The following is a 13,051-nucleotide window of genomic DNA, read 5'->3' as shown; positions in this document are numbered from 1 at the left end:
GTACGGCTCGGCCCCATTCCGGGAGTTACGCCGAACGTTGCGCGGTCCCCGCCTCGATCGCCCGCCTCAGGAACGGGAACGCCTTCTCGACCTCGCGCGCCCAGTAGGGCCACGTGTGCGTACCGGCGTAGGTCTCGAAGACCACGTCGAGCTCAAGGCGGGTCACCCGCTTGACGAACTCCTGATTCTGGAGCAATTGGGAAGCCTCGAACCGGACCGAGACGTCAGAAGGATCGGTTCCAGGTGGATCCAGTGGACCGATCCTTCCATTGCCGCAGGACACGTACAGCTTCGTGCCACGTAGGTGCTCAACGAGATCTGCCGGATTGTGCGCTGCCCCCACGGCGCGCTGCGCCGTTGGATCACCGAAGAGGCTGAGCGCGTCGCACCCGTTCGGGGTGATATGTGTCTGTAGGAGCCACGTCGGGTACGGATCGGAGGAAACCGGCTCGACGGTCGGATGGAGCGTACCGCTGAAGGACGCCGCCGCTCCACCAGGTGGAACGTTTCCCAGCCCGGCTTCTTGCCCGCACCACGGGCCCACCAGTCCGTGTAGAAACCGAGCTCTCCGCCGTCCGGCATGACGACCAGCACGTCGCGCTTACGGACGAGGCGGAAGTTCTGTGCGATCACGCTCGCGCCGTTGTCGGCCTGGACTCCGACGAGGCGCGGTTTTCGCGCATCGCGGCCGCTTGCCAGAGCGACACCCTGCGACATCGTGGCGGCGACTCCGGTCGTCGAAGCAACCCCGAAGAAGCACCTCCGATTGAGCGTCGTCATCGTACGACCTCCTCCACGACGGACTGGATCGCTCCCTCTCGCATGAGTCGATCCCGACACCGGAGCGTGTCCCGCTCGAAGGTGATCGCCGCTGAACGGCCGCCGCAAGTCGATCCAGGCCATGGCCGCTCGACTGCCGCACGGCATTGAGCAGAACCTTCAGCGGTTCGTGAACCAGTCACCTGGGCCCCCGTGCGTCACCGCGCGCCCCACCAATCCCGGGGTGGGCAGCCCGCTAACCTGTATACAGAGGCGTGTGCGGCGGATCGGCAAGGAGTTTCATGGCCCGGGCGACTGGTAAGAGCGAAGCGGTCTATGAGCAGCTCAAGGGTGACATCGAGTCCCTGCGGCTGCGGCCGGGGGCCAAGCTGAGTGAGATTCAGCTGGGTGAGGAACTGGGTGCCTCGCGTACGCCGGTGCGGGAGGCCATCCGGCGGCTGGCTCAGGAGGGGCTGGTCGATTTCGTGCCGGGTGAGGTGGCCCGGGTGGCCGCCATCTCACTGGGCGGCGTGCGCGCGCTGTTCGAGTTCCGGATGCTGCTGGAGCCCCGGGCCGTCACGGCGGTCGCGACGGCGGGGGCGTCGGATGAACGCGTGCTGGGTCCGTTCCGTGAGCTGCTGGAGCGGCTGGAGGAGTTCGACGCCTCGTTCCGCACGCTGGACACCGCCGCGCAGGCCCGGTCGTACCAGGAGTTCTACGACCTGACCGAAGGCTTTGATCAGGCGGTCATCGCGGCGTGCCGCAATCCGTATCTCGCCCGCACCATCCGTGATCTGCGCAGCCAGACCGTACGTCTGCGGAACATCTCGCACAGCGGTCCGCGGCGCATGCTGACGTCGCTGGAGGAGCACCGCGCGATGCTGAAAGCGATGACGCAGGGAGACGCCCGAGCGGCGAAGGCGGCCTGCCTGCACCACCTGGCGCAGACCCTCCAGGCGCTCATCGACAGCCTGACGAGCGAGGATCTGGCCTTCGGGTCCGACGTCCAGGTCTGACGTCCGTCCGGACGCCGCGGGAACCATCCGCACTCACCCTGCCTGTGGTTTCCGCGGAGCGGGTGCTGTATACATAGCTGAATACATCAGCTGACGCGAGGACCGTCTCATGCCGTACACCGTCGGAGCCGCCGACCTGCTGGGGTTCGCCGCCGCCGCCTCCGAAGCCCACGGCGTTCCGCCCGCGGACGCTCATCTGCTCGCGGACACTCTGGTGACGGCGGAACTGTGGGGGCATCCGTCCCACGGGATGCTGCGCCTGTCGTGGTACCTCGGCCGTATCGCGAGTGGCGCGACGGCGGCGGTCGCCACCCCCGATGTCGTGAGCGACAACGGCGCCGTTCTCGTCGTGGACGGCCGCGACGGTCTCGGCCAGGTGCTCACCGACCGCGCCGTGGCCTGGGGTGTGGAGCGCGCCGGGCGGCACGGGATCAGTGCGGTCGCGGTGCGCGGCTCGGGCCACTTCGGGACGGCCGCGTACTTCACCCGCAAGGCCGCCGAGCAGGGCTGTGTGGCGCTGCTGGCCACCAACGCCAGCCCGGCGATGGCGCCGTGGGGCGGACGGGAGAAGCGGGTCGGCACCAACCCCTGGTCGGTCGCCGCGCCGGGTGGCCGCTACGGCACGGTCGTGATGGACATCGCCAACACCGCCGTGGCGCGCGGGAAGATCTACCACTCCAAGGAGCGCGGGGAGCCGATACCCGAGGGTTGGGCGGCCGACGCGGACGGCGTGCCGACCACCGATCCGCGCCAGGCCATCGAGGGCCTGATCCTGCCGATGGCGGGCCACAAGGGCTATGCCATCTCCTTCATGTTCGACGTGCTGGCGGGTGTCCTGACCGGCAGTGCCTTCGGCACCTCGGTCGTCGGCCCCTACCAGCCGACCGGCCGCAGCGGCGTCGGCCATCTCCTCATCTGCGTCGACATCCGGTCGATGGCCGATCCGGCCGAGTTCGAGCGGCGGATGGAGTCCCTGATCGAGGAGACCAAGGCCACCCCCACCGCCCCGGGCACCGCCGAGATCTTCGTCCCGGGCGAGCCGGAGGTCCGTACCGCCGAACGCCTCCGGGCCGAGGGCATCACGGTCGCCGACGACACCTGGGCTGCCCTGGCGAGCATCGCCGACGCCACCGGTGTCCCCCTGCCCACCCCCCTCGTCGAGGAGCTTCCATGATCGCGCTGACCGTTTCGCTCCAGGTCGTCCCCGGCTGCCGGGACGACTTCCTCGCGGCCATCGAGGAGAACGCCGAGCGTTCCTTCACCGATGAGCCCGGCTGCCGCTATTTCGACGTCGTGTGCGATCTGGCGGACGACCACCACTTCGTGTTCCACGAGATCTACGACGACGAGGCCGCCGTCGAGGCCCATCGCGCGGCCCCGCACTTCAAGGTCTGGCGTGAGGCCGCCGGGAAATACGTCGTCCCCGGCAGCCAGGTCAACACGCTCTCCCGCCGCCTCTTCCACCACTCCTGACCGCACTCCCGCCCTCCCCGAGAACGGAAGCCCGTAGCCATGTCCACCAAGCCCGCGGCACCCAACCTGCTCATCCACCCCGACGAGGTCGAACGCTTCGACCGCGGCGGAGGCGTCGCCACCCTCCCCTACGTCGGCAAGTGGAACTCCGAAACGGCCGTCATCACCACCGGCCAGACCGTCTTCCAGCCCGGTACGGGGCTGCCTCTGCACAGCCACAACGTCGAGGAGTCGGTCCTGATCCTCGAAGGCGAGGCGACCGCGGAGATCGACGGCGAGTTCTTCGACCTGGAGGCCGGCCAGGCGACCTGGGTCCCAGCCGGCGTCCCGCACCGGTTCTTCAACCGGGGCGCGGGCGTCATGCGGATCTACTGGGTCTACGGCGGCCGGGACGTCACCCGCACCATCACCGCCACCGGCGAGACCTTCGCGCACCTTTCCGAGCACGACAAGGGAGGGGCACCCACCGCATGAGCGGCACCATCACGACCGTCAACCCGGCAACGGGAGAGGCGATAGCCACGTACGAAGGCTGGGACGCGGAGCGCATCGAGGCCGCCGTGGCCCGGGCGCATGCCGCATACCGCGCCTGGGCCCTCGTCCCGGTCGCCGAGCGGGCGGCCCGCGCAGGCCGCCTCGCCCGCATCTTGCGTGCGCGCAAGGACCGCCTGGCCTCCCTGGCCGTCACGGAGATGGGCAAGCCGACGGGAGAGGCGGAGGGAGAGGTCCAGAAGTCGGCCGTGACGGCCGAGTACTACGCCCGGCAGGGGCCCGGCATCCTCGCCGACGAGCGTGTCGAGGTCGACGGAGCGAATGCCTGGGTGGCGTACGAACCGGCCGGGCTGGTGCTGGCGGTCATGCCGTGGAACTTCCCCGTCTGGCAGGTCATGCGCTTCGCCATCCCCTCGCTGGTGGCGGGCAACGGCATCCTGCTCAAGCACGCGTCCAACGTCACCGGCAGCGCGCTGGCCCTCCAGGACCTCTTCGTCGAAGCCGGTTTCCCCGAGCACCTGGTGACCACGCTCGTGATCGGCGACGGCGCCGTTCCCGAGGTCACCGCCGGGCTCATCGAAGACGACCGCGTCGCCGCCGTCACCCTGACCGGAAGCAACCGGGCGGGCGCGGCCGTCGGGTCCGCGGCCGGGCGCGCGGCGAAGAAGTCCGTTCTGGAGCTGGGTGGTTCGGACGCCTTCGTGGTCCTCGACGACGCCGACACCGCGGCCGCCGCGGCGGCCGCGGTGCGAGCCCGCTTCGCCAACTCCGGGCAGAGCTGCGTGTGCGCCAAGCGCTTCATCGTCAGCGCCACCGTGGTGGACGCCTTCACCGCCGCGTTCGTGGCCGGTGTCGAAGCGCTGCGCGTCGGTGACCCGCGCGACCGTGACACCCAGGTCGGCCCGCTCGCCCGTGACGACCTGCGGGCGGCGATCCAGCGGCAGGTCGAGGAATCCCTCGCGGCCGGGGCCCGTCTGCTCACCGGGGGCAAAGCCCTGCCCGGCGACGGCTACTTCTACCAGCCGACCGTCCTGGCCGGCACCGGTCCGGGGATGGCGGCCTTCGACGAGGAAACCTTCGGGCCGCTCGCCGCCATCGCCGTCGCCCGGGACGACGAGGACGCCGTCCGGCTCGCGAACGCCACGGCGTACGGACTCGGCCTGAGCGTATGGACGGCCGACCCCGCCCGTGGCGTCGCCCTCGCCCGCCGCGTCACCAGCGGGGCGGCCTTCGTCAACGCGATCGTCGCCTCCGATCCCCGCGTGCCCTTCGGCGGCACCAAGCGCAGCGGCTACGGCCGCGAACTGGCAGCCGCCGGTATCCGCGAATTCACCAACACCCGCACCTATTGGGTGACTGCCTGACCGCTTGACGCTGCACTTGCCGAAAAACCCATCCGACCTGTTGAGAGCCGATGTGGGGGCGCAGACAACCTCATCGGAGGTCGCTCGAACCCCTGCCCTCACGCGGCTGTCGATCGTCGCGGACTCGCCCTGCGCCACCAGCTCATGGCGCCGGAGCGGCAACTTGGCGAGAAGAGGGTGCGGTTCGCCCCGAGCGACCGGGCGTTCCTGGCGGCGCTGCTGCACCGGCTGCTACGGGATGTGCTGCGCAGACTGCGCTTGGTGGTGCGTCCCGGCACGGTATTGCGCTGGCACCGCACCCTGGTCGCACGTCGCCACGCGGCGTGTCGGGCTCGAATGATCGTCGCTGCTAGTCAAAAGGCCACGGCCTCCGCGACGTTGGGTGAGCCCGGCTACCTAGGGGATGTGAGCACCCGGGACGATCCCCTCCACGCCGCGCCTGCGGTTGGGTGAATCAAGGAACGAGACATCGCCGCAAAATTAAACAGTCGAAAATTCAGATGCAGTTCGCTGCGCTGATACGTACGATCACTTTGGCCGCAACACGACAAGGGGGAACCGTGAAGCGCGTCCGAGTCATTTCCAGCATCGCTCTCGCTACGCTCACGCTACTGCCGCTGACCGGCACTGCGTCCGCTTCCGAGTCGTCCAAAAATCCTCGCTCAGGGCTTACCAAGTGACCATCACCGAGCATTCCAAGAGCTGGGTATCCTCGAAGGGCAAGACCGGGCCCGCAACGAAGTCGGCAAGCGCGGCAACTCATTTCTTCACTCCGCAGGACCCAGATTGCAGGGCGAACAGCCAGCATGGCCATTTCACCGCCCAGGTGAAGTACGGGTCCTCAAGCATACGGTTCATGTGGAGCCACAAGCTCAACCGTAGGACGGCTTCACGATCACGCTGATCTGACCATTCGGCAGTCGTGTGCTCGCCCCATGGGGTGACAGTGTCCCGCCCACGTGAAGATGGTGTGGTGCCAACACGAAAGGGAGGCGAGATGTCCCGCATCGAAGGACTCGCCGAGAAGGTGCTGCACGACCTTCATTGGGTAGGCCTTACAGAGGAACCAACTACTACATACTCCGAGTCGAGCATGGAAGAAGGGTACGTGGACGTACTGGTATCCGACAGCTCGGGGATGGGTCTCGGGTTCGCCGTAGACGTCCGTGGAACGGATGCGAGCATCCTCTACCAGCTCGCCGACAGAATCCCGGAGGCGTACGTCCAGCTCTGCTCCGTGGGCCTTCCAGTGGTTCCCGGTAGTCACCGCCCAGCCAGGCCTCGGTTGACACAGAACGAAGTCATCTGGGAAGACCCTGATGAATCAGGCACCTGGCAATGCCGAGTCGGTGCTTACCCCGGACCAATCACCGGCAGTTCGCCTTCTACCTGAGCTGTCCAGTGAAGGTCAGCTTCGTCAAACAGCCTTCCGCGGGACTGGCGAAGCGGTGCTTGGTCCCCGCCGACCTGACCGGGACCAAGCACAACGCTTGCGGGCGCATGCCCTGACTGTCACGTCCTGGTGCAGCTGCTACGTGGTGACCGCCCGCCGTCCGGAACCGGCAGCCGCCCGGGCTGTGGCCGGGAAGGCGCCAGCGGCCCACAGCCCCGATCGCGAAGGCGAAGATCGGCGGACCCTGACCCGCGTCCAGGTGGTACAACGCCGCGTCGGCCCGGCCGGCTCCTCCCGGCTGCTCCAACGTGACGAGCGGGCGCGGCTCTACAACATCGCTTCAAGCGGGCCTTCGCGATTGCCGATGCCCGCCCGAACCTGCTGCGCGGTGAACCCGCCGCACCCGTCACCCGACGCGGGCCGCTGGGCGTGACGCTTATCGTCCAGCTCTCCTCGACGTGACCGTTATCAGCCTTATCGACGGGTGGTTCTTGCGCAGGTCCACGCGCAGGCGTGCGTATACGCGAAGGAGCCCCGGCAGCTGCGGATGGAGTGCAGGCGCCGAGGCTCCGACGCCGCGGAGGCGCAGGCCAGGTCATTGCCGCCGCCCTTGATCCCGCGGGCGAGGTCGAAGTGGTCCGGGTAGCGGTCTTCGGTCGCACCGGTCATGAAGTCGTCGTCGGCGATCGTCCGGGCCCCGTCGGCCAGAGCAGGGACGGCGGAGGGGTCGATGCGGGGGAACAGCAGCGCGGCCGCGCGGCCGCTGGTCGCCTGCTCCATGCCGAGGTGGTGAGCTGGTCGGGGAACACCTGAACCTTGCACTCCCTCTTGCCACCGGGTTCCCACAGTGGCTCGCGGCGGCCGGCCAGCAGCGCGTCGGTGACGTCCTGGTGCGACGGCGCGGGCGACAGGCGCGAGCTCGATGCCGCAGTCGCCGCCAACAGAAAGCAGTGCGTCATCGCCACTCCGGCCTAGCGCGGCCCTGGTTGCCTCCAGCGAGCGGGTCAACACATCGAGGTGGCGTACGCCGTCCAGGTCTTGTCCGGGGCGGGGGTCGATTTCGACGACAGTGCGTCGAGCTGCGGGGAGCAGCGCGCTCAGCTGGTATGCGCCCTTAGCCAGCCGTTGAGGATTGCGTGCAGCCGACCCTTGGCACTGGGGAATCACGAGAACGGTATGGGATCCGTTGCTGCGGTCGAGCCCGGTCATGTCGTGTAGTCCGCGTTGATGCGGATGTAGCCGGCGGACAGGTCGCAGCCGTAGACCGTGGCTTCGGCCTTTCCGATGCCGAGCGTAACGACGATGTCGACCTCGTCCCGGCGCATGATGCCGACGAGTTTGTCGAGGGTGTCGGCCTCGGGCTCTTGGGGGTACACCTCGATGTCGCCGAATCTCACGGTGACGTTGCCCGGCGCGATGTCGGTGTCGTCGGTGTTCTTGCCGATGGCCATCAGTACTCGACCCCAGTTGGGGTCGGCGCCGTGGACGGCGGTCTTGACCAGCGGGGAGTTCACTACGCTCTTGGCGATGCGTTTGCCCTGTCCGTAGTCGCTGGCCTGGGCAACCGTGACGCGCAGGAGCTTGGTGGCGCCTTCGCCGTCACTGGCCAGCTGCTGGGTGAGGTCCAGGCAGAGGTCGGCGAGGGCTTTGGAGAACTGCGCCGGATCGGCTGGTCCTGCGGCGCCGTTGGCCATGACCGCCACCGTGTCGGAGGTGGAGGTGTCGGTGTCGACGCTCAGACAGTTGAACGTGCGATTCACCGCTGCGCGCAATGCGCCGTCCAAGTCGGCCGGGGACAGGTCCGCGTCGGTGAACACATAGGCCAGCATCGTGGCCATATTGGGTTCGAGCATGCCGACACCCTTGGCGATGCCCACGATGCGGGCCTGCCCGACGGTCCGTACAGCGGTCTTCGGGCGGGTGTCGGTGGTCATCATCGCGCGTGCCACATCCAGCGGTCCGGCCACGAACGCCGCGAGGCCGCGCTTGGCGGTCTCGTCGAAGTGTGCACGAATGGTGCCCATCGGCAGTGGGCGTCCGATGACGCCGGTGGAGCCGATGAGCACCTCGTCCTCCGGGATGCCCAGAATCCCGGCGACTCGGCGGACGACCTCGGCAGCGTTCTCCTCACCCCGGCGCCCGGTGGCGACGTTCGCGTTCTGCGCCAGCGTCGTCACGGCACGCAGGTTCTGACCCGGGGCATGTGCACGACTGAGGACTACGGCCGGACCCGCGAAGAGGCTCTGGGTGAACATCGCGGCGCTGGTGGCCGGCCGGTCCGACGCGATGATGGAGATGTCGTCGCCGTGCTCGCGCAGTCCGCCGTGCCCTGTGTAGGCCCGGAAGCCTATCGGCCACGCCACGGGGCCAGCATCTTGAGTCAATGCATGATCATGCGTCATGCAGCATATATTTACGCCTTGACGATGGACTGTCCATCCACTTTCGAGCGCCCATCCCGAACCCACTCCACCTCGCCACGCAGTCAGGAAACCCACGCACTCACCGAAGCCGGATGTATCCGGATCTTCGCCGACAAGAAGTCCGGCAAGAACGCCGAACGCGAGGAACTGCGTAAGGCCCTCGACTACCTGCGCGAGGACGACACCCTCGTCGTCCCGTCGCCGGACCGACTCGGCCGCTCCCTCCAGGACCTCATCGCGATCGTGTCCGGCCTGCGCAAGCGCGACATGTCCGCGAACTCATCGTCCAGGGCACAAACGAGGGCCTGGGCGCCACCCGCGCCCGAGGTGCCCGCCTCGGCCGACCGCCGGCCTTGACCAACGAACAGGTACGTCACGCACGCGGACACGGCGAGGAGGCCGGGGCGGGGTCGGGCTGCCGTAGGCGTCCCCGGCGCCGTCCCTGCTTGTCTTGGGGAGGACCTGGCTGACGTGGACGGTGGAGATCAGTCAGGAACAGTTGATGGTGCAGTACTTCCTTCAAGCAGGGCTCCAGCACCGTAACTTCGCCCTTGGCGTCCTGGCTCGCCTGATGCCAGCACAGCCGACAGGAGCCCTTCTTCAGCCGCACCGTTCGCCTGGCAGCCACTGCACTCGGCGGGTTCCTCATTGCGGCGGAAACTCCGGCATGCGCCGCAGGTCCGGCCGGGCAGCACGCCCCAACCGAAGCAGGTCGGGCAACTGGTCGGCGGTTTACACCTTCCCGCCGGCAGGACATAGGCCGCCGGGGCGGCGGACCTTGTCCGGCTCGGGGATCAGCAGGTCACCGATCTCGCAGCCGAGGACGACGCAGATGACGTCCAGGTCCTCCAGCATGCTCGGCGTACGCGGTGAGGCCCCCGCGCAGATGCCGTTCGCCGGCGATGAGGAGACAGTCGGTGCATTCGGTGCGGGCCGTGCGTATCCATCGTTCGGCGAACGTTTCCTGGTCCCGCAGTGCGCTCAGAGGCTGCGCGGGTGCGCGGCGAACGTCACGAGACGGCAGTCGGGAACAGCGCGGACAGGGCCGGCGCCACAGCCGCAGGGGCCAGGCACTGCGCACGCGCCCGAGGGCGCGAAGCTCGGTGAGTTTCGCGCCCTCTGATAATCAAGCGGCAACCGTCGTACGCAGCCTCGCAGCTCAGCACATCTTGTAGTCGGCTCGGCCGGAGGCGTACGAGCAGGCGCCCACGGTGCCCCCGGAGGACTTACGCGAGGTCGCCTTGTCGCTGGTGTTGTTGGTGACCTCGGGACACCGAATTCCCGCATTGAGGTGTCCCAAAGCCACCGCTGGCAGTGCGGCTATCGGCTCTTGTGGGCGCCGCCGTTGATGTTGAGGACTTGGCCCGTGATGTGGCGGGCGGCCGGGGAAGCGAGGAAGGCGACCGCGCCGGCGATGTCGGCCGGGGTGCCGGGGCGGCCGGTGGCGGTGTTGGCGATGAGGGTGGTGCGGCGTTCGTCGGAGAGCTGGTCGCGGAAGAACTCGGTGTCGGTGATGTAGCCGGGCGAGACGACGTTGGCGGTGATGTCGCGGGGGCCGAGCTCATCGGCGAGGCTCAGGTTCCAGGTTGCGAGGCCCGCCTTGGAGGCGCCGTAGGAGTCGGCCCCCTGGTCGGCCGCGATGGAGCCGAGGTGTATCACCGCGCCGCCAGGGGCGAGTCGGTCGTCGAGAGCCTTGGTGGTGAGGGCGGCGCTGACGAGGTTCGCGTTGAGGTTGGCGCGGAAGTCACGGGCGTAGGAGGCGAGATCGGACTTGCCGTCCGCGTCGAAGACGATGTTGCCGCCCGCGTTGTTGACCAGTACGTCGACGCGCTCGGGGAGTTCGGCCACGAGCCGAAGGAGGGCCTCGGGGTCGGTATGGTCGCAGACCAGGGGGCGGACGCCGGTTTCGGCCGCGAGGGCGTCAAGGGGGCCGGAGCGCCGGCCGGTGACGATGACGGTCTCGTTCTGGTCGGCGAAGTGGCGGGCGATGGCGCGGCCGATGCCCGTGCCGCCGCCGGTGACCAGGATGGTGCGTGACATACGATGAGCCCCTAGATTCAGGTCTAAATTCAGATCTAAACGTAACACTGAGGAGGGTCGGCATGACAAGAGAACCCCGCAATCCGGAGAGCACGCACTACCCGACGGACGGCGCGTCCACGTACCCCGTGCAGGACATCGCAGCCTCCTGGGAGCGCGAGCGGCCCGGCACGCCCGTCGCGTCGATCGGGATCGTCACGCCCATCTGGCGACTGGCCAAACTGCTCGGCGACGACCGACGGCGGGTCCTCGCGCGGGCCGGGGTGGATGCCGCGACGCTCGACCTGCTGAGTGTTCTGCGGCGGAGCGGCGAGCCGTACACGCTGAGCACACGCGAACTCGGCCGTCGGTCGCTGGTCACCGCAGGCGCCGTCTCGCAGCGCGTCGCCCGCGCCGAACGCGACGGGCTCGTCACCCGCCGACCCGGGGAAGGGCGGCCGCGCACGGTCCTGGTCTCCCTGACCCAGGCTGGTCACGACCTGGTCGAAACCACCGTGGACCACGTTCTGAGCCGGGAGGCCGAACTGATCGACGGCCTGACGGGCGAACAGCAGGACCAGCTCACCGAACTGCTCCGGGTGCTGCTCCAGGATGTCCAGCGCCGACTCGGCGACGACCGTATTTCCCATGTCGGCGAGGAGTGACAGGCCTACCGCAGGGCCCTGCCACCAGCGAAGACCTCGTACGTCTGCCTGCCCTGCCGCACCTCGCACAAGCGGTGCCCGCCCGCGCCGTGGTCTGCCAGACGTAGCCAGCGCTGTCGGCGAGCGCCCGGCTGGCTCTGTTCACGACATGCGGCTCTGGTCCACTTCGTGTGGTCGCGTACACAGGGTGACTGTTGATCTTCGCCTCATGGTGGTTCTAGTGGTCGTAGACGGTCAGTGCTGGCGGGCCGCGCATGAAGTGGCTCCCCTCATCAGGCCCCTTGGAATCGACCTTCTAGGGTGGCGCGGTGACTGATGAGCAGGAGTGGGTGCGGCCGTCGGGAGTGTGGGCCACGGCGGTGGGGGTGGCCAGGGTGCGGGCGCTGGAGACCGAGCGGGAGAACGCGCTGTTCCGCGACCCGCTGGCACAGGCCTTCGCCGCCGCCGGCGGCCTGTGGCCCTCCTCGCCGCCGCTGCCCGATGACGAGGCCGCGCGACGCCGTCGGCTGGCCGTGTCGTTCTCCATCGTCATCAGGACGAAGTTCCTCGACGGCCTGTTGCGGCAGGCCTCCGCGTCCGGGGTCCGGCAGGTCGTGCTGCTCGGCGCCGGCATGGACAGCCGGGCCTTCCGGATGGACTGGCCCGAGGGCACCCGGCTGTTCGAGGTCGACACCGCCGCGCCACTGGACTTCAAGGCTTCGGTGCTGCGCCGGGAGCGGGCCGTCGCGCGCTGCGAGCGGATCACTGTCGCGGTGGATCTGCGTGAGGACTGGCCGGGCGCGCTGGCCGCGGCAGGGCACGACCCGGCGGTGCCGACCGCGTGGATCGCCGAAGGACTGCTGATCTATCTGCCCGAGGACGCGGTGGAGCTGCTGCTGGCCCGGATCGGCGCGCAGTCGGCGGCGGGCAGTCGGATGGGGCTGACGCTGGGCTCGCGCGGCGTGATCGAGCGCTTCGGCGCGGACGCCGTGCCGGGATCGGCGGCTTCCATGTGGGTCTCGGAGATGCCCGACGACCCGGTGGGCTGGCTGGCCGGGCACGGCTGGGAGGCCGACAGCCACACCCTGCGCGAGCGCGCTGCCGCCTACGGCCGCCCGATCAACACCCCGCCGCAGCGCGTGGAGCGGCCCGGCGGACTGATCTCGGCGGTCCGCCGGTAGAGCGCCTCCCGGTCAGCCGGAACACCCTGTTGAGGCTGATCGCCTCGCTTCCGGACCCCGCCACCGCAGTACCCCGCGTGGGGTATGTGCCGTCCCGGTCGCGGATCAAGTAGCGCAATCGGGGCGCACGCCCGCAGATCCCGCCAGGCCGCCTACGACCTGCGGCGACGCATTTCTGAACGGCACAAGTACTACTGATCTTTTCGTAAGTTCGGTGGGTGTGGTGGGTGGATGGTCAGGCCGGTATGGGCGAGGAATGACCATGGCAGTCGGGGGTTGGCGTTGAT

General features: G+C 68.7%; 12 protein-coding genes and 1 pseudogene. 8 read left to right on the top strand and 5 right to left on the bottom strand.

The window, feature by feature from the left end:
• Window positions 1–25: 25 nt before the first annotated feature.
• Window positions 26–196, bottom strand: a complete 171-nt coding sequence (locus tag ACH4TL_RS31440; protein ID WP_398331882.1) for a hypothetical protein — start codon at window positions 194–196, stop codon at window positions 26–28.
• Window positions 197–1,061: 865 nt separating this feature from the next.
• Between ACH4TL_RS31440 and ACH4TL_RS31435 the strand changes: the two genes are divergently transcribed.
• The 5 genes from ACH4TL_RS31435 to ACH4TL_RS31415 all read left to right on the top strand — a co-directional run bounded on the left by ACH4TL_RS31435 (window position 1,062) and on the right by ACH4TL_RS31415 (window position 5,104).
• Window positions 1,062–1,775 (top strand): GntR family transcriptional regulator, encoded by a 714-nt coding sequence (locus ACH4TL_RS31435; protein ID WP_398331879.1) that lies wholly within the window; start codon window positions 1,062–1,064, stop codon window positions 1,773–1,775.
• Between the two features lie 109 nt (window positions 1,776–1,884).
• Window positions 1,885–2,949 carry an Ldh family oxidoreductase gene (locus ACH4TL_RS31430; protein WP_398331876.1) on the top strand — a complete coding sequence of 355 codons (1,065 nt, stop codon included), beginning with the start codon at window positions 1,885–1,887 and terminating at the stop codon, window positions 2,947–2,949.
• Window positions 2,946–3,248: a putative quinol monooxygenase gene (locus ACH4TL_RS31425; RefSeq protein ID WP_398331873.1), complete on the top strand. Its 303-nt coding sequence runs from the start codon at window positions 2,946–2,948 to the stop codon at window positions 3,246–3,248. The genes ACH4TL_RS31430 and ACH4TL_RS31425 overlap by 4 nt, the downstream gene beginning before the upstream one ends.
• Window positions 3,249–3,287: 39 nt before the next feature.
• On the top strand, window positions 3,288–3,722 hold the full coding sequence (locus tag ACH4TL_RS31420; protein WP_398331870.1) for a cupin domain-containing protein: 435 nt from the start codon (window positions 3,288–3,290) through the stop codon (window positions 3,720–3,722).
• A complete protein-coding gene (locus tag ACH4TL_RS31415; RefSeq protein ID WP_398331867.1) occupies window positions 3,719–5,104 on the top strand; it encodes an aldehyde dehydrogenase family protein in 1,386 nt (461 codons plus the stop codon). The genes ACH4TL_RS31420 and ACH4TL_RS31415 overlap by 4 nt, the downstream gene beginning before the upstream one ends.
• Window positions 5,105–7,070: 1,966 nt before the next feature.
• Here the strand turns inward: ACH4TL_RS31415 and ACH4TL_RS31410 are convergent.
• Window positions 7,071–7,390: pseudogene (locus ACH4TL_RS31410) on the bottom strand (hypothetical protein); the annotation flags it as partial.
• A gap of 312 nt (window positions 7,391–7,702) precedes the next feature.
• Entirely contained in the window at window positions 7,703–8,899 is a 1,197-nt protein-coding gene (gene argJ, locus ACH4TL_RS31405) for a bifunctional glutamate N-acetyltransferase/amino-acid acetyltransferase ArgJ (protein WP_398331864.1), read from the bottom strand.
• A 24-nt stretch (window positions 8,900–8,923) separates the two neighbouring features.
• Here argJ and ACH4TL_RS31400 point away from each other — a divergent pair, with 24 nt between their 5' ends.
• Complete coding sequence (locus tag ACH4TL_RS31400) at window positions 8,924–9,277, top strand: recombinase family protein (RefSeq protein ID WP_398331861.1); 354 nt, start codon at window positions 8,924–8,926, stop codon at window positions 9,275–9,277.
• A 375-nt stretch (window positions 9,278–9,652) separates the two neighbouring features.
• On the opposite strand, the gene ACH4TL_RS31395 is transcribed toward ACH4TL_RS31400, so the two are convergent.
• Complete coding sequence (locus tag ACH4TL_RS31395) at window positions 9,653–9,775, bottom strand: helix-turn-helix domain-containing protein (protein WP_398331858.1); 123 nt, start codon at window positions 9,773–9,775, stop codon at window positions 9,653–9,655.
• Between the two features lie 465 nt (window positions 9,776–10,240).
• Window positions 10,241–10,960 carry an SDR family NAD(P)-dependent oxidoreductase gene (locus tag ACH4TL_RS31390; RefSeq protein WP_398331852.1) on the bottom strand — a complete coding sequence of 240 codons (720 nt, stop codon included), beginning with the start codon at window positions 10,958–10,960 and terminating at the stop codon, window positions 10,241–10,243.
• Window positions 10,961–11,022: 62 nt separating this feature from the next.
• Here ACH4TL_RS31390 and ACH4TL_RS31385 point away from each other — a divergent pair, with 62 nt between their 5' ends.
• A complete protein-coding gene (locus tag ACH4TL_RS31385; RefSeq protein ID WP_398331849.1) occupies window positions 11,023–11,604 on the top strand; it encodes a MarR family winged helix-turn-helix transcriptional regulator in 582 nt (193 codons plus the stop codon).
• Window positions 11,605–11,948: 344 nt separating this feature from the next.
• Window positions 11,949–12,764: a class I SAM-dependent methyltransferase gene (locus tag ACH4TL_RS31380; RefSeq protein ID WP_398331934.1), complete on the top strand. Its 816-nt coding sequence runs from the start codon at window positions 11,949–11,951 to the stop codon at window positions 12,762–12,764.
• Window positions 12,765–13,051: the final 287 nt, after the last annotated feature.

This window comes from Streptomyces sp. NPDC021115 (assembly GCF_044333065.1).
GTDB lineage: Bacteria > Actinomycetota > Actinomycetes > Streptomycetales > Streptomycetaceae > Streptomyces.
This window is presented reverse-complemented; position numbering and strand designations above follow the sequence as displayed.